Source organism: Xanthobacter aminoxidans (assembly GCF_023571765.1).
Lineage (GTDB): Bacteria > Pseudomonadota > Alphaproteobacteria > Rhizobiales > Xanthobacteraceae > Xanthobacter > Xanthobacter aminoxidans.
Genome location: NZ_JAMJXC010000018.1, coordinates 54,925 through 69,219, shown reverse-complemented (window position 1 = coordinate 69,219; position 14,295 = coordinate 54,925). Strand labels below are relative to the sequence as shown.

The window sequence follows — 14,295 nt, the reverse complement described above, 5'->3', positions numbered from 1 at the left end:
TATTGTTAGTCAGACGCGGCCGCGCCTGTCACCCTCGGCGGGCATCGGCCGGGAGCGTCTGGCCGCCCCTGTCCGGTGGCTGGCCAGGCCCGCCGGCTTCCCCTCAGACGACCCGGAAGTGATGCGTGCCGTCGCGGGCGAGCTGGGCGACGAGGCCGAACTCCCAGTCCAGATAGGCCTGCATCGCCAAACGCGGCGCGTCCGTTCCCTCATAGGGGCGGCGATAGCGATCCGTCCGCGGCACGGCGAGGCGGGTTTCGCCCTGTGCCAGCGGATGGCCGGCGGCACGCCAGGCGGCGTTTCCGCCGTCGAGCACGAAAACCTCCGCAGTGGGGCCGAGGTGTTCGGCGAGGTCCGCCACGGCGAAGCGGGCGAGGATGCCGGCGCCGCAGGTGACCACATAGCGCCGCGCCGCCGGGATGGTCTCCAGCGCCGCGCCGAGCTGGGCGCGGATGGCGTACCATGCGCCGGGGATATGCCCGCGGACATAATCCGCGCCGGGTGAAACATCGATGATCTGGAGCGCCGCGGGATCGTCCTGCGCCCCGTCGCGCGCCTCGGCCAGCGCGGCGGCGGTGATGAGCGGCACCTCGGGAAGAGGCGGGCGGTCGGGAGGGGCGGCGCCGGTCGCGCTCAGCGCTGCGGCCGGGACGTCTTCGAGCACATGCACCTCCCAGCCCATCTGCGCCAGCCAGGAGCCGGTCATGGGCGCGCGCACCCCGTCCGTATCGAACAGCACGAAGCGGGCGCCGCGCACAGGCGCGTGGTGGTCCGTCTCCTGCACCAGCTGGCCGCCCGGGGCGCTGAGGAAGCCGGGCAGGTGGCCCGCATCATATTCCTCCGGCGTGCGGACATCGAGGAGATAGGTGGTGTGCTCCGGGTCGAGGAAGCCCGAGAGGCCCGGATAGGCGAGGGAGCGGACGCCCGCCCGCGCGGCCACGGCCTGTGCATCCGCGCGGGCGGCGGCGCGGGTGGCGGCAGTTGGTTCCGGCGGCCGGCGGTCGGCGCCGTGGTCCAGCGTCTGGCCGGCGAGAAGCCAGCCGATGGTGCCGTTGCGCAGCGCGGCCACGGGGTTCGGCAGGCCGGCATTGACGAGGGACTGGGTGCCGATGATGGAGCGGGTGCGCCCGGCACAGTTCACCACCACCCGCGTGGCGGCATCGGGCGCCAGCTCGCGTACGCGCAGCACCAGTTCGGCGCCCGGCACGCTGGTGGCGGTGGGAATGCTCATGGTGCGGTATTCATCGAAGCGCCGGGCGTCGACCACCACCATGTCGGCCTCGTCCGCGATCAGCTGCGACACCTCCTCGGCGGACAGGGAGGGCGTGTGCCGCTCGTGCTCCACCAACTCGCCGAAGGACTTGGACGGCACGTTCACGTCGCGGAACAGCTCTCCGCCCGCCGCGCGCCAGGCTTCGAGCCCGCCCTCGAGAAGATGCACGGCGCTATAGCCCAGCGCGATCAGCTTGCGGGCGGCCCGGGGCGCGAGGTCCTCGCCGTCGTGGCTGCCGTAGAGCACCAGCACCGCGTCTCGGCGCGGGATGCGGCGGTAGGCGTCGAGCTCGATGCGCGAGAGCGGCAGGTTGGCGGCCCAGAGCGGGTGCTCCTGCGCGAAGGGGTCTTCCTCGCGCACGTCGAGGAGGGCGGTTTCCTGCCGCGCCGCGAGCCGCGCCCGCACCTGCGCGAACGACAGGGTGGGGAAGGTGGCAACCTCAATATAGGTCATGGGGTCACGCGCTCCGTCGGCCGTCCTTGGACCGGCCCCAGAGATTGGGCAGGGTAGAGTTGCTATAGCCGGAAACGAAGGGCTTGCGCGGCCCGTCCTCCGGATAGGTGTGGCGATGGACACCCCCGATATTGGCCCCATAGACATGGATGGAGATGGAGACCCGATCGTCGAAGGCGTTGCTGACCCGATGCAGGTCGCCGATGGTCGGGGAGACCGCCGCGACGGCACCGGGCTCGAGCCGGTCCGGATCGCCGGAGGGGACCGGCCGGCCGGCCGTGTCGAGCGCGAATGGCTGGTTGTATTCGGCGCCCCTGAGCATGCCGATGAGGCCCCAGACCGTGTGATCGTGGATCGGCGTTTTCTGCCCCGGCCCCCAGACGAAGCTGACAATGGAGAATCGCTCCGTCGAATCCGCGTGCAGCAGATATTGCTGGTAGTAGGTGGGGTGGGGCGCCGCGAAGGCCTCCGGTAGCCAGTCGTCCCGTGCCACCAGCCGGGCGAGCAGGGCGGAACCGTCCTCTAGGATGCGGGCCTCGTCGGGGTGCTCGTCGAGCAATCCACCAAAAGCGATGACGAAGTCGCGCAAAGGGGTAATGGGAGCTGCGTCGGCGGGCGCGAGGGCGGATTCCGGTGTCGTCATGAGGAGGACCGTCTGGTGGCTTTGGAAGAGCGGTGGAGCGGCGCAGCCCGCCGGTCTGCGTGCGCATGCCGGGGGTATAGGGCGTCACGAGTCATCTTTACACAAGATCGATTGATAATATAGACATTGCCTCGTCGATAACGGTCGCCGTCCCGCGGTCGGGCCGCCCTTCTCCCGTCTTTCTCATGCCAGCCGCCGGTCTCCCCATTGAGGTGATGAACGTGTCTCTTGCTCGCTTTTTCCTGTTTCGTGGCCTTCGGATTGCTCGTCTCTTCCGCGCTTCCTGGCCCCTCGCTGCCGGCCTCGCCCTGACCCTGGCGCTGGCGACCGCTGCCGCGGCGGCTGACGCGCCGACCAAGGTGCGCATCGGCTACCAGCGCTCGTCCACTCTCATCACCGTGCTGAAGACCAATGGCACGCTGGAGAAGGCGCTTGAGCCGTTGGGCGTCGAGGTGACGTGGCACGAATTCACCAGCGGCCTGCCGTTGCTCGAGGCGATGAATGTCGGCGCCATCGATTTTTCCGCGGACGTGGCCGATACCGTGCCCGTCTTCGCCCAGGCCGCGGGCGCAAAGCTAGTCTACGTGGCGGAGGAGGCGCCCTCGCCCTCGGCCCAGGCGATCCTCGTCCCGGCCAACTCGCCCATTACCACGGTGGAGCAGTTGAAGGGCAAGAAGGTCGGCGTTACCAAGGGCGCGGGCAGCCACTATCTGCTGCTCGTAGCGCTGGCCAAGGCGGGACTCTCCATCCGCGACGTCACCCCCGCCTATCTCACCCCCGCCGACGCCCGCGCTGCCTTCGTCAGCGGCAATCTGGACGCCTGGGTGGCGTGGGACCCCTTCCTCGCCAGCACGCAGAACCAGTCGGGCGCGCGGGTGCTCGCGGATGGCACCGGCCTTGCCAGCTACAAGCGCTATTATCTAACCACCGAGGATTTCTCGAAGCGAGGCGGCAAGGTGCTCGACGTGCTGTTCGAGCGCCTGAAAGCCACCGGCGAATGGGTGAAGGCCAATCCCGGACCCGCCGCCGAAATCCTCGCGGGCCTCTGGGGCATCGACGCGCCGACGGTGGAAAAAGCCAACGCCCGTCGCTCCTACAAGGTGGGCGCGGTGACGCCGGCCGGCCTTGCCGAGCAGCAGAAGATTGCCGATGTCTTCTTCGCCGAGGGCGTCCTGCCGAAGAAGGTCGACGCCTCCGACGCCGCTATCTGGAAGCCGGCCACTCCCTGATCGGGCGCGCGCCGCGTCTGCCCCGTCCCTATCGAGAGACCTGATGCCCGCACAGCGCCACCTGCACCTCGGGGCTTTCATGCGCCCCGTCAGCATCCATACGGGTGCCTGGCGCTATCCGGGCGCCTTCCCCGATGCCAACTTCAACATCGCCCACCTGCGCCGGTTCATCCGCAAGCTGGAGGACGGCAAGTTCGACGCCTTCTTCATGGCGGATCACCTCGCCGTGCTCAACATGCCCATCGAGGCATTGAAGCGCAGCCACACGGTCACATCCTTCGAGCCCTTCACCTTGCTTTCCGCCCTCGCGGGGGCGACGGAGCGCATCGGCCTCGTGGGTACCGCCTCCACCACATTCGATGCGCCGTTTCACATCGCCCGTCGCTTCGCCTCGCTGGACCATATCTCCGGTGGCCGGGCGGGGTGGAACATCGTCACCACCTCCAATCCCGATGCCGCGCTCAATTTCGGGCAGGACGAGCAGATGGAGCACGCGGCCCGCTATCGCCGGGCCCGCGAGTTCTACGAGGTCGTGACCGGCCTGTGGGACAGCTTCGCCGACGATGCCTTCGTGCGGGACACGGCCTCAGGGCTCTATTTCGATCCGGAGCGGATGCATGTGCTCGACCACAAGGGCGAGCATTTTTCCGTGCGCGGACCCCTCAACATCGCCCGCCCGGTGCAGGGCTGGCCGGTGATCGTCCAGGCTGGCGCATCCGATGACGGGCGGCAACTGGCGGCGGAAACGGCGGAGGTGGTGTTCACCGCGGTCAATTCCATCGAGGCTGGCCGGGCCTTCTATACGGACGTGAAGGCGCGTGTGGAGAAGGCCGGCCGCAGCCGCGACCATCTCAAGATCCTTCCCGGCGCGCTGGTCGTGGTGGGCGACAGCCTCGATGAGGCGCGCGAGACGCGTGCCCGCCTCGACGGCCTGGTGCACGAGGCAAGCGCCATTGCCGCCCTCTCCATCGCGCTTGGCGTGGACGCTTCAAGCTTCGACCCGGATGGGCCGTTGCCCGAAATCCCGCCCACCAATGCCAGCAAGAGCGGGCGCGAGCGGGCGATTGCCTTGGCGCGGGCGGAAAATCTCACTGTGCGCCAGCTGGCGCAGCGGCTCGGCGGCTATGGCGGGCTCTCCTTCGTGGGAACGCCGCGGACCATCGCGGATGCCATGGAGGAATGGCTCGTCACCGAGGGCTCGGACGGGTTCAACGTCATGTTCCCGTTCGTGCCCGAGGGTCTCGATGCCTTCGTGGACAAAGTGGTGCCGGAGTTGCAGCGGCGCGGCATCTTCCGTCGGGAATACGAAGGCACCACCCTGCGCGAGCACCTCGGCCTGCCGCGCCCGCCCAATCGCTTTTTCCTGGACGCCTGATCGAAGTCTCTCAGGAATTGCGTCCGGCAGCAACGAGGGCCTTGCGAAGCTTCTCATGCTCCTCGCAGCCCGATGGGAAGCACAGAAGGCGCAGGAGTTCGAGGTTCTTTTCGGCGCCCTTGAAGTCGCCGATTGCGATGAACAGCTCCCCCTGATACTCGATCGCCGGACGGTGCACCGGATCGTAGAACAGGGCCTCCTTGTACCAGCGCGCTGCTGCGTCGTAGCGCTTGAGATTGCGGTTGGCGAACCCGAGCAGGTTGTAGAGGTCGGCGTGGCGCACCGTGGCAGTGAGCGGTTCGAGCAAAGCCAGCGCCCGCTCGTAGTCGCCCGCATAGAGCGCGGCGCGGCTCTCCGAGAGGTCCGGCAGATCCGTTGAGGGCGCAGTGTCCATGGCCCGCGTCGGGCCCGAAGCCGCTAGGATCGCCAGCGCCAGCAGGGCCGCGACTTGAATGATGCCGGTCTTCATGCTGCGCGGGCGGTGGGCTTGCCGCCATCCTCTCCCATGGCGGTGAGGATGCGCCGCTTGAGGGCCACGAATGCCGGGGCCGCGCGGTCACGCGGGAAGGGAAGGTCGATGTCCAGCGTCTCGACGATGCGTCCGGGCTTGGCGGCCATCACCACCACCTTGTTGCTGAGGAAGATGGCCTCTTCCACATCGTGGGTGACGAGGATCATCGTGACACCCTCTACCTCCCAGATGCGCTGGATCTCGTCCTGCAGATGGATACGGGTGAGCGCGTCGAGGGCCCCCAGCGGCTCGTCCAGCAGCAGGATTTCCGGGCGGCTGGCGAGACCGCGGGCGATGGCGGCGCGCTGCGCCATGCCGCCCGAAAGCTCATGCGGATAGGCCTTCTCGAACCCGGAGAGACTCACCAGCGCGATATGCTCGCGCACCGCGAGGTCCTTCTCCGCCCGCGTCCAGCCGGAATTCTCTAGGCTCAGGCCGATATTCTGTTCCAGCGTCAGCCACGGCAGCAGTCGATGATCCTGGAAGACGATGCCACGGCTGAGCGCGGTGCCGACGATGCGCTTATCGTTCAGCTCGATCTCGCCTTTGTAGTCATCATCGAGGCCGATGATGAGCCGCAGCAGAGTCGATTTGCCGCAGCCTGACGGGCCGACAATGGTGACGAAGGCGCCGGGCTCCACGTCTAGGTTCACGCGCGAGAGCACGTTCACCAGCGGGCGACCGGGGAGGGAATAGGTCTTGGAGACGTTGCGGATGGTGAGGTGTCCTGGCGTGGCCATGGTTTTTCCTTTCGTCCGGCTCAGCCGTCGTAGCCCTGCTTCCACTTCAGCACGCGCTTCTGCGCGAGGAACATGGAGCGGTCGATGGCGAAGCCCACGAGGCCGATGATGACCATGCAGACGAGCAATTGGTCGGTGAGCAGCAGGCCCTGGGCGCGGAAGATGAGGAAGCCGAGGCCCTCAAGGCCGGAAAGCCCCTCCGCCACCACAACGAGCGCCCAGGCGAGGCCCGCCGCATAGCGCAGCGACACCATGATGGATGGCATGGCGGCAGGCAGGATGACCTTGCGGATAAGCTGCCAACGGGTGAGCGTGAGCACCTTGGCGAGTTCGATATAGTTCTTCTCCACGTTGCGGATGCCCTGCAGCGTATTGAGGAACACAGGGAAGAAGACGGACTTGGCAATGACCAGGATCTTCGCCGGCGCGCCGATGCCGAGCCAGAGCACGATGAGCGGCAGCCAGGCAATGCCCGGGATATGGCGGATCGTATCGAAGGTGGGGCCGAAGAATTCCTCGACCTTGCGCGACAGCCCGGCGGCGATGCCGAGCAGGAGCGCGGCGGCCGATCCATAGATGAAGGCCTGCCCGACGATGTTGATGGAGGCGAGGAAGTCGAAAGCCAGCTTCTGCTTGGTCAGCATCTTCCAGAATGCCGTCATCACCGTCAGGGGGGCGGGCAGAAAGACCGGATCGATCCATTTGTAGGTCGCCGCGGCCTGCCACAGGACCAGGATGATGAAAGGCAGAATGAAGCCGGTGAGGTTGGGCAACTGAAGCCCACGCCGACCGGTAGCTTCGGCGTGCGCCGGCAGGTCCACGGTGGCCGCTTCGACCGCCGCGGCCTCGATGGTGTCGGATGTGTTGGACATGCTGAGGCATCCGGCTGGAAACGAGAGGAATTAAGGACGTCGCCGCCGGGATTTCGTCCCGGCGGTTGAGTTCAGGCCGGATCCGATCAGTTGTAGATCGAGTATTCGCCGCCGGCGAAGAAGCGCCCGTCGATGAAGGCGTCGATCTGTGCCTCGGTGAGGCTGCGTTCGGCGAGAATGTCGTCGCCATTGGCCACGTACCAAGCCTGGAACGTCTTGATGGCGTTGCGGGCGCGGTCGGCATTGGGCTCGCCGGCCATGAATTCCCATTCGCCCGCATGGCTGATCTGAAACTTCGCGACTTCGACGGGCACGCGGGTCTTATCGGCGACGATCTGGGCCGCCTCGTCCACATGGTCATAGGTCCACTCGCGGGTGCGTTCGCGCGCGGCGAGGAAGGCTTTGACCACCTGTGGATACTTGTTCACGAAATCGCGCCGGGCGAAGTAGGTGACGCGGCCGGCATTGTTCACATACACGCCGTCGTCGGGCGAGCGGCCGATGACCTTCAGCTTGCCGGAGAGCCAGGCTCCAGCGAAGGCCCCGGCAGCCAGATGCGCCGTGGTCGCGTCCGTTGCGCCGGTGAGGACGGATGTGATGGCGACAGCCGAATTGTCGATGGACGTGTAGCGGATCCGGCCCTGCTTATCTCGGGAGTCGAACGGCAGGCCAGCCTTGGTCGTCATCTCGAACGGCGAGGACCAGTAGCAGGAGATGCGGCTCGATCCGAACTTCTTGCCGTCGAGATCGGCCACCGAGTTGATCTTGTCATTGTCTGCACGGGCAAGGATGGGCGCGCGATAGCGGTTGGAGGGCTCGGACGCCCAGATGACCACGCCGTCGAGGCCGTTCGCGCGGTGCACGGTGGCCGGATAGATCATGCGCTGGGCGATGGCGATGGCGCCGTTATTCACTGCCGCGGATTCGGCCCCCACGAGGTCGGCGCCGCCGGAGGCAATGAGGTTCACCTTCTTGACGCCGATCCGGTCAAATTCGTCTTTGAAGATGCCCTTCTCCTGCGCGATCACCGTCCAGGGCGTCAGCTGCAGGTTGATGGCGGTCAGCGGCTCGTCGGCACGGGCGGCCGGGCTGCCGCCGGAGAGCGAGGTTGCCAGAAGGGCGGAAGCGGCAAGCACGGAGAAGGCGAGGGCGCGGCCGGTTCGGGATGTCGGCAGGGATAGGCGGGGCATGGATCTCTCCCGAAGGATGGTGAGCGGGGCAGGGCGCCGATCACGGGCACCGCTTGCAATTTTGATATAATCGAGTGATTTTATAGAAAATATCAAGCGATGTTTTGCCCGCAGAGGGCGCCGTCCGCACTCCGCTCCCCCTCGATCCAATCATTTCAAGGGATTGCCACGCCAATGGCCCGGCTCTACCGGCCTCCTCTATTCCTCGTGGCAATATTCGTGGCGGCGATGGCCGGCGCGCTGGCCGCCGCCTTGCTCCTTCTTGCGCCGCGGGGCGCCGGTGCCCACGCGAACAACCGGGTGGGCGGGACGCTGCGCATCGGCGTCGGCTGGCTGCCGCCTCCGGAGACGCCGGACATGCGTCTCTATGCCGAGGAAGGATTCGATCTGGACCTTGCGGCCGAGATCGCACGGGGAATGGGTGTCCGTCCGGAACTCGTCCTCGTGGCGCCGGATGATGCCGTGCAGGCGCTTGCCGGCGGCGATGTCGATCTCGTGGTGGCCCGCGCCGGAGCTGGAGATGGGCTGAGACAGCGCGCCCGGATTGTCGAGACGGGTTTTGAATCCGGCCTGAGCATCGCCATGCGCTCGGACCGTCCGCTCGCGTCCTGGGCCGACTTGAAGGGCCGGGTGGTCTGCGCATCGGAGGCCAACCGCCATGGCCGCGACCTCGCCCAACGCCTCGGTGCAACAGTGAAAATCGAGCGGGCACCGGCTGTTGCGCTCATGAATGTGCGAACCGGCGCGTGCGATGCCACCATCCACGACCGGGGGCTGCTCGATCCCTTGTTCACCAAGCTCTCGTGGCAGAAATTCTCCGCGACCCTGCCGGCCGTGGAGCCGACGTCGCTGGTCGTCGCCATCTCACCGGGAAATACTGATCTGGCTCAGGCGGTTGCAGGCGCGCTCAAGGATGGGACGAGCCCGGAGCGGTGGCGGCAGCGGCGGGAGAAATGGGCGTCTACCGTCTCGTTCGAAGTCTATCGCGACCAGGTGGCGGCGGACTGCCATTGAGGTCCGCTCGCGCCCTTCGCCCCGTGCTGCTGGTGGCGCTAACCCTTGCCAGTACAGGGTTTTCCAAGGCGGAAGAACGGGGCGGGGAGCTGCGGGCTGCCTATGCCGGAGCGCCGGCCTCATGGCCGCGTCCGGACATCGATGCCGCTGTGGCCTTTGTGGAGATGGGGGTGCCGCCGCTGCCAGAGCCTCCTAGACCCAAGGCCGTGCTGGGGGCGAAGCTATTCGCCGACCCCCGGGTGTCGGAGGACGGGCAAGTCGCTTGTGCTTCCTGCCACGATCCGGCGCATGGATTCAGCGTGCCCGAGCGGGTGGGGCGTGGTATCGGGGGCGCGTGGGGACGGAGAAATCCGCCTTCATTGCAATTGGTTGCGACCCGCTCCCGGTTTGACTGGGATGGCCGGGGCAGCGACCTCTCCGCCCGCGTCCTCGCGCCTTTAAGCGACCCCACGGAGATGGGACGGGACCTTATTTCGGCCCTCGCCCGTATCGCCGGGACCGAGCTGGAGGGGGAGTTCCGGGGGGTCTTTGGAGCGGAGGGGCTGACCGCGCGGGCCCTGGCGGAAGCCCTCGTTGCCTACCTGAATACTATCGACACCCCCACCCGGTTCGACCGCTTCATCGAGGGCGATCACACCGCCCTGAACGACATCGAACTCGCCGGCCTGCACCTCTTTCGCACCAAGGCCCGGTGCATGAATTGTCATTTCGGGCCAATGCTTTCCGATGGCCTGTTCCACAATCTGCGGCTCTCCTTCTTCGGCGAGCCGGCGCAGGATCTCGGGCGGTTCGAGGCGACTGACAGTCGAGACGATGTCGGTAGGTTCAGGACCCCGTTTCTACGGCATATCGGTGCCAGTCAGCCCTATATGCACAACGGACTGTTTCCGACCCTCGCCGGTGTGGTCAATTTCTACGATCGCGGCGGTGGCGAGGTCTGGGCGCGGAACGCGGAGGAGGCGGCCCGTCCCCTCTACCGGGACGCCGCCCGCCTCTCACCCCATATCCGCCCGCTCGGCCTGACCGAGGCGGAGAAGGCGGCGCTGGTCGCGTTTCTCAACGCCCTCTGATCGTCACCGTGCCCGCCCCTCGCCGAGGGAGACGCCGAGCAGTTCCAGCACACGGTCGCGCAGGGCGACGAAGGTGGGGCTGGAGCGATCCGCTCGCGCCTCTTCGGGCACCTCCAGCACGGCGGCGATGCGGCCGGGACGGGGGTGGAGGACGACGATGCGGTGGCCGAGGAAAACGGCCTCGTCCACGTCGTGGGTGACAAGCACGGCGGTGGCGCCCTCATGGGCGACGATGCGCTTCAGCTCGCCCTGCAGGCGCAGACGGGTGAGGGCGTCGAGGGCGCCCAGGGGCTCGTCCAGCAGGAGGAAGCGGGGGCGGTTGGCCAGCGCCCGCGCGATGGCGACGCGCTGGGCCATGCCGCCGGAGAGCTGGGCCGGATAGGCCTTGGCGAAGGCCTCCAGCCCCACCAGCTCCAGATGCTCCGCCACCGACCGCCGCCGCGCCGCCGCGTCGAGCCCTGAATGCAGCAGCGCCGCGCCCACATTGCCCTCCACCGTCAGCCACGGCAGCAGACGGTGTTCCTGAAAGACGATGGAGCGCTCCGGCCCCGGCCCCTCGACCGGCTGGCCATCGAGGTGGATGTCTCCCGCATAATCGAGATCGAGGCCGAGGATGAGCCGCAGCAGGGTCGACTTCCCGCAGCCGGAGGCGCCGACGATGCTCACGAAGCTGCCCGCTTCCACCGAGAGCGAGATATCGGCGAGCACCTCCACGGCCTTGCCGTCCACCACGAAGGCCTTGCTCACATGGCGGATGTCGAGGGCGGGCAGCGCGGTGGCGATAGAAGGTACAGGGGCAGAGAAAGGAGCGTTCATCGGTTGTTCCAGCGGATCAGGAGGCCTTCGGCGCGTTCGGCCAGCGTATTGAAGCCGAGGCCGATGAGGCCGAAGAGGAGAATGACGAGGAACAGCAGGTCGATCTCGAACAGCTGGCTGCCCTCATTGAGCCGCCCGCCGAGGCCGGGCGAGATGTTGAGGAACAGCTCAGAGCCCACGGTGGCGAGCCAGGCGTAGATGAGCGCGCCGTGGAGGCCGGTGAAGATCATGGGCAAAGCGTGGGGCAAGGCGACGAGCCGCATGTAGTTCCAGCGGCTCAACAGCAGCACGTCGGAAAGCTCGCGATAGGTGGTGGGCACGAGGCTGATGCCCCGCCATGTGCCGATGACCACCGGCTGGAAGGCGGCCACCGCGATGAAGGTGATCTTGCCCGTGTCGCCACCGCCGAACCACATGGCGAGCAGCGGCACCCAGGCGAACAGCGCCGTCTGCCGCTGCGCCAGCACCGTGGGGCCGACGATGCGCCCGACGAGGGAGGAGGCGCCCAGCAGCGCCCCCAGCGCAAGGCCGGCCGCAACGCCAATGACGAGACCGGAGAGATTGCGCCGCAACGTCTCGTGGAGATCGTGCAGCAGCGTGCCCGCCGTGACCTCGCGGATGAGACGCTGCACCACCGCGACCGGGGAGGGCAGGTATTTGGCGGGCACCCAACCGAAGTGATGGGCGGCGAACCACAAAGCGAGCAGGGCGGCGAACGCCGTCCATGGGCGCCACTCGATCCGGCGCGCGACGCTCCGCAGTGCATTGCCGGCGCGGGTTTCGGCGGGCAGGGCGGTGGCGGCAGTGGCCTCAATGGACATCGCGCGTCTCCCGCTTCCACGGCTGGGCCCGGCGCTCCACCCAGCGCAAGGCGAGATCCATGGCGAGGCCGGCGAGGGCCACCACGATCATGGCGATGATGACGAGATCGAGCTGGAACAGCTGCCGGCCCCAGGTCATCAGATAGCCCAGCCCCTCGAACGAGGCGAACAGCTCGGCCAGCACCAGCGTCTGCCACGCATTGGCGAGACCTTCGCGCAGGCCGGCGAAGATGGAGGGCACCGCGCCGGGCAGCACCACGAGGCGCAGGGTATCGCGCGTGTTGAAGTGCAGCACGCGCCCGAGTTCGCGGAAGGCGGGCGAGACATTCTCGATGCCGCGCGCCGTGCCGAGGATGATGGGGATCGCTGCCGACCAGCCGATGACCACGTATTTCAGCGGCTCGTCGATGCCCATGAACAAGGTGAGGAGAGGCATCCAGGCGAGCACGTTCACGCGCGCCACCGCCTGCACCGGGGGATAGAGGAAGGCACGCACGGTCGGCGAAAGTCCCGCCGCCGCACCGAAGACGAGGCCGAACACGGCGCCGAGCCCGAAGCCCACAAGCACGCGGTGGGTGGAGACTTCGAGATGGGTGGCGAGCGTGCCGTCGGTGATGAGGCTGGAGACGGTCTCATAGATGGTCGCCGGTGCCGGCAGGATCTGCTCCGGCACGAGGCCCAGGCGCGCGGCCCACCACCAGACCACCAGCAAGGCGAAGGGAAAGGACAGGCCGAGCAAGACCGAGCCGAGGGCCGTCGGGCGGGAGGGGCCAGGCCGGCGGGTGTGTCGCCGGGCTGCGGTATCGGCCGCGGCGCCGTCGCGAGGCGATGTGTCGAAGGCCGGTTTGTCCAGCGTCTCTGCAAGGCTCATGCTGTGTCACCTTCCGTCTCTGCTGCGTGCCGGCGCTTTGAACCGTTCCTGCCGCTCGCCGATGCCCAACCGCCCGCTATGTGTCGTTCCTCGTGTTTTCGCCGCTCGTCATCCCCCGCCTCGTGCGGGGGATCCACGGATGGCCGGGCGCGGTATCCGGCCGGAAACACCCGATGCGCGGCCCGGTGGATGCCCCGGACAAGCCGGGGCATGACGGCTGAACGAGGGGCGCGGGGCGCATCAGCCTCCGTCCGTCGTCGAGCCTGCGTGCCGCTTGCTAGTTTGACGCCTTCTGGTCGATGCTGCCGCGCGTCTCGATGTTTCCGCGCCCGTCGCGGGTGGACCAGAAGTCCTCGAGCTTCAGCGTCTTCAGCGCCGCGTTGAGATAGGTGCGGTCGAACCAGTGGTCGATGTCGGGATCGCCCTTGAGCAGGCCGTAATCCTTGGCGGCCTGGGCCTGTTCCTTGTAGCGGGCGACCACATAGTCATCGATCAGCGGATTGACGATGAGGGAGAGCCGCTGGCCTTCGAAATTGGTGACGAAGGTCTCCTTGGGCAATCCCGAGAGCGCCCAGGCCTCGAACGCCTCGTCCCGGTTCTGGTCCTGCGAGATGAAATGGGCGGCCTTGATGAAAGCGGTCACCACGCGCTGGGTAAGGTCCGGGTGAGCGGCGGCGAAGGCCTCGGTGACGAAATAGGAGGAATTGCGCCCCAGCGTCGGGTCGTCGCCCTTGGTGGTGTAGACGATCTTCACCACGCCCTTGGCCGCCAGCGGCAGATATTCTTGCCCGCCGAACACCGCATCCACATTGCCGGAGGTCAGGGCGGCGACCGCGGCGTTGGCGTCGAGATTGATGAAGCGCACGTCCTTTTCCGAAAGGCCGTGCAAAGCGAGGATGCGGTCGGTGGCGTTCTGCAGGTTGGTGCCCTTGAACAAGGCGACCTTCTTGCCCTTCACGTCCTCCACCTTGGTGATGGTGCTGTCGGTGGGTACGGCAAGAAAGATCGGGTTGTTGCGCCCGGTGGCGAAGATGAATTTGTGCTTAAGCCCCCGCGCCCGGCCGACAATGGCCGGCAGGTCGCCCAGCAGGAAGAAGTCGAGCTGGCCGGAGGCCACAGATTCATTCAGCGCGGGGCCGGCGCCGCGGAAGAAGGTCCATTCGATCTTCACGTCCTTGTCGTCGGCGAATTCCTTCTCGATCAGCTGGCGGGCGCGGGCATAGGTGGTCGCATCCCCATAGGAATAGGGCCGCTGTTCCGCGCCGACACCGGGATGGCCGAAGCGGATCACGGTCTCGGCCGCTGCGGGGGCGGCGAGGAGCGCGAGGCAGAACAGCGCCGACGCGGCGCGGGCCAAGGCACGCAGAATGGGACGCAGAACGGGGCGCAGCAGGGCAGACATCGGTCTCGAACTCCT

At 67.2% G+C, this 14,295-nt stretch carries 14 protein-coding genes; 4 read left to right on the top strand and 10 right to left on the bottom strand.

Annotated features, from left to right (window positions below; all coding sequences use genetic code 11):
- Nucleotides 1-103: 103 nt before the first annotated feature.
- A complete protein-coding gene (locus tag EJ105_RS21995; protein WP_250168018.1) occupies nt 104-1,726 on the bottom strand; it encodes a rhodanese-related sulfurtransferase in 1,623 nt (540 codons plus the stop codon).
- Nucleotides 1,727-1,730: 4 nt separating this feature from the next.
- Nucleotides 1,731-2,369 (bottom strand): cysteine dioxygenase family protein, encoded by a 639-nt coding sequence (locus tag EJ105_RS21990; RefSeq protein ID WP_250168017.1) that lies wholly within the window; start codon nt 2,367-2,369, stop codon nt 1,731-1,733.
- 215 nt (nt 2,370-2,584) lie between these two features.
- On the opposite strand from EJ105_RS21990, the gene EJ105_RS21985 reads away from it, so the two are divergent.
- Nucleotides 2,585-3,598 carry an aliphatic sulfonate ABC transporter substrate-binding protein gene (locus EJ105_RS21985; protein WP_394042670.1) on the top strand — a complete coding sequence of 338 codons (1,014 nt, stop codon included), beginning with the start codon at nt 2,585-2,587 and terminating at the stop codon, nt 3,596-3,598.
- 43 nt (nt 3,599-3,641) lie between these two features.
- The gene (locus EJ105_RS21980) at nt 3,642-4,973 is read left to right on the top strand and encodes an LLM class flavin-dependent oxidoreductase (protein WP_250168016.1); all 1,332 of its coding nucleotides are present in this window, start codon (nt 3,642-3,644) and stop codon (nt 4,971-4,973) included.
- Between the two features lie 10 nt (nt 4,974-4,983).
- On the opposite strand, the gene EJ105_RS21975 is transcribed toward EJ105_RS21980, so the two are convergent.
- The 4 genes from EJ105_RS21975 to EJ105_RS21960 all read right to left on the bottom strand — a co-directional run bounded on the left by EJ105_RS21975 (nt 4,984) and on the right by EJ105_RS21960 (nt 8,286).
- Nucleotides 4,984-5,442: a tetratricopeptide repeat protein gene (locus tag EJ105_RS21975; protein WP_250168015.1), complete on the bottom strand. Its 459-nt coding sequence runs from the start codon at nt 5,440-5,442 to the stop codon at nt 4,984-4,986.
- Nucleotides 5,439-6,224 (bottom strand): ABC transporter ATP-binding protein, encoded by a 786-nt coding sequence (locus EJ105_RS21970; protein ID WP_250168014.1) that lies wholly within the window; start codon nt 6,222-6,224, stop codon nt 5,439-5,441. Before EJ105_RS21970 ends, EJ105_RS21975 begins: the two co-directional genes overlap by 4 nt.
- A gap of 20 nt (nt 6,225-6,244) precedes the next feature.
- A complete protein-coding gene (locus tag EJ105_RS21965) occupies nt 6,245-7,096 on the bottom strand; it encodes an ABC transporter permease (RefSeq protein WP_250168013.1) in 852 nt (283 codons plus the stop codon).
- A gap of 86 nt (nt 7,097-7,182) precedes the next feature.
- Nucleotides 7,183-8,286 (bottom strand): ABC transporter substrate-binding protein, encoded by a 1,104-nt coding sequence (locus tag EJ105_RS21960; RefSeq protein ID WP_250168012.1) that lies wholly within the window; start codon nt 8,284-8,286, stop codon nt 7,183-7,185.
- 228 nt (nt 8,287-8,514) lie between these two features.
- On the opposite strand from EJ105_RS21960, the gene EJ105_RS21955 reads away from it, so the two are divergent.
- Together EJ105_RS21955 and EJ105_RS21950 are read left to right on the top strand one after the other, a co-directional pair.
- Nucleotides 8,515-9,300 carry a transporter substrate-binding domain-containing protein gene (locus tag EJ105_RS21955; protein ID WP_250168056.1) on the top strand — a complete coding sequence of 262 codons (786 nt, stop codon included), beginning with the start codon at nt 8,515-8,517 and terminating at the stop codon, nt 9,298-9,300.
- Between the two features lie 23 nt (nt 9,301-9,323).
- Nucleotides 9,324-10,370, top strand: a complete 1,047-nt coding sequence (locus EJ105_RS21950) for a cytochrome-c peroxidase (protein WP_250168011.1) — start codon at nt 9,324-9,326, stop codon at nt 10,368-10,370.
- Nucleotides 10,371-10,373: 3 nt separating this feature from the next.
- On the opposite strand, the gene EJ105_RS21945 is transcribed toward EJ105_RS21950, so the two are convergent.
- From EJ105_RS21945 to EJ105_RS21930, 4 genes are all read right to left on the bottom strand, one after another.
- Nucleotides 10,374-11,186: an ABC transporter ATP-binding protein gene (locus tag EJ105_RS21945; protein WP_250168010.1), complete on the bottom strand. Its 813-nt coding sequence runs from the start codon at nt 11,184-11,186 to the stop codon at nt 10,374-10,376.
- A complete protein-coding gene (locus EJ105_RS21940; protein ID WP_250168009.1) occupies nt 11,183-12,007 on the bottom strand; it encodes an ABC transporter permease in 825 nt (274 codons plus the stop codon). The genes EJ105_RS21945 and EJ105_RS21940 overlap by 4 nt, the downstream gene beginning before the upstream one ends.
- Nucleotides 11,997-12,878: an ABC transporter permease gene (locus EJ105_RS21935; RefSeq protein ID WP_250168008.1), complete on the bottom strand. Its 882-nt coding sequence runs from the start codon at nt 12,876-12,878 to the stop codon at nt 11,997-11,999. Before EJ105_RS21935 ends, EJ105_RS21940 begins: the two co-directional genes overlap by 11 nt.
- Before the next feature lie 277 nt (nt 12,879-13,155).
- The gene (locus tag EJ105_RS21930) at nt 13,156-14,280 is read right to left on the bottom strand and encodes an ABC transporter substrate-binding protein (RefSeq protein ID WP_250168007.1); all 1,125 of its coding nucleotides are present in this window, start codon (nt 14,278-14,280) and stop codon (nt 13,156-13,158) included.
- Nucleotides 14,281-14,295: the final 15 nt, after the last annotated feature.

What these genes read in the sequence shown, in the direction of transcription:
- EJ105_RS21995 (WP_250168018.1), bottom strand. Translation starts at nt 1,726, where the DNA reads ATGACCTATATTGAGGTTGCCACCTTCCCCACCCTGTCGTTCGCGCAG.
- EJ105_RS21990 (WP_250168017.1), bottom strand. Translation starts at nt 2,369, where the DNA reads ATGACGACACCGGAATCCGCCCTCGCGCCCGCCGACGCAGCTCCCATT.
- EJ105_RS21985 (WP_394042670.1), top strand. Translation starts at nt 2,585, where the DNA reads ATGAACGTGTCTCTTGCTCGCTTTTTCCTGTTTCGTGGCCTTCGGATT.
- EJ105_RS21980 (WP_250168016.1), top strand. Translation starts at nt 3,642, where the DNA reads ATGCCCGCACAGCGCCACCTGCACCTCGGGGCTTTCATGCGCCCCGTC.
- EJ105_RS21975 (WP_250168015.1), bottom strand. Translation starts at nt 5,442, where the DNA reads ATGAAGACCGGCATCATTCAAGTCGCGGCCCTGCTGGCGCTGGCGATC.
- EJ105_RS21970 (WP_250168014.1), bottom strand. Translation starts at nt 6,224, where the DNA reads ATGGCCACGCCAGGACACCTCACCATCCGCAACGTCTCCAAGACCTAT.
- EJ105_RS21965 (WP_250168013.1), bottom strand. Translation starts at nt 7,096, where the DNA reads ATGTCCAACACATCCGACACCATCGAGGCCGCGGCGGTCGAAGCGGCC.
- EJ105_RS21960 (WP_250168012.1), bottom strand. Translation starts at nt 8,286, where the DNA reads ATGCCCCGCCTATCCCTGCCGACATCCCGAACCGGCCGCGCCCTCGCC.
- EJ105_RS21955 (WP_250168056.1), top strand. Translation starts at nt 8,515, where the DNA reads ATGGCCGGCGCGCTGGCCGCCGCCTTGCTCCTTCTTGCGCCGCGGGGC.
- EJ105_RS21945 (WP_250168010.1), bottom strand. Translation starts at nt 11,186, where the DNA reads ATGAACGCTCCTTTCTCTGCCCCTGTACCTTCTATCGCCACCGCGCTG.
- EJ105_RS21940 (WP_250168009.1), bottom strand. Translation starts at nt 12,007, where the DNA reads ATGTCCATTGAGGCCACTGCCGCCACCGCCCTGCCCGCCGAAACCCGC.
- EJ105_RS21935 (WP_250168008.1), bottom strand. Translation starts at nt 12,878, where the DNA reads ATGAGCCTTGCAGAGACGCTGGACAAACCGGCCTTCGACACATCGCCT.
- EJ105_RS21930 (WP_250168007.1), bottom strand. Translation starts at nt 14,280, where the DNA reads ATGTCTGCCCTGCTGCGCCCCGTTCTGCGTCCCATTCTGCGTGCCTTG.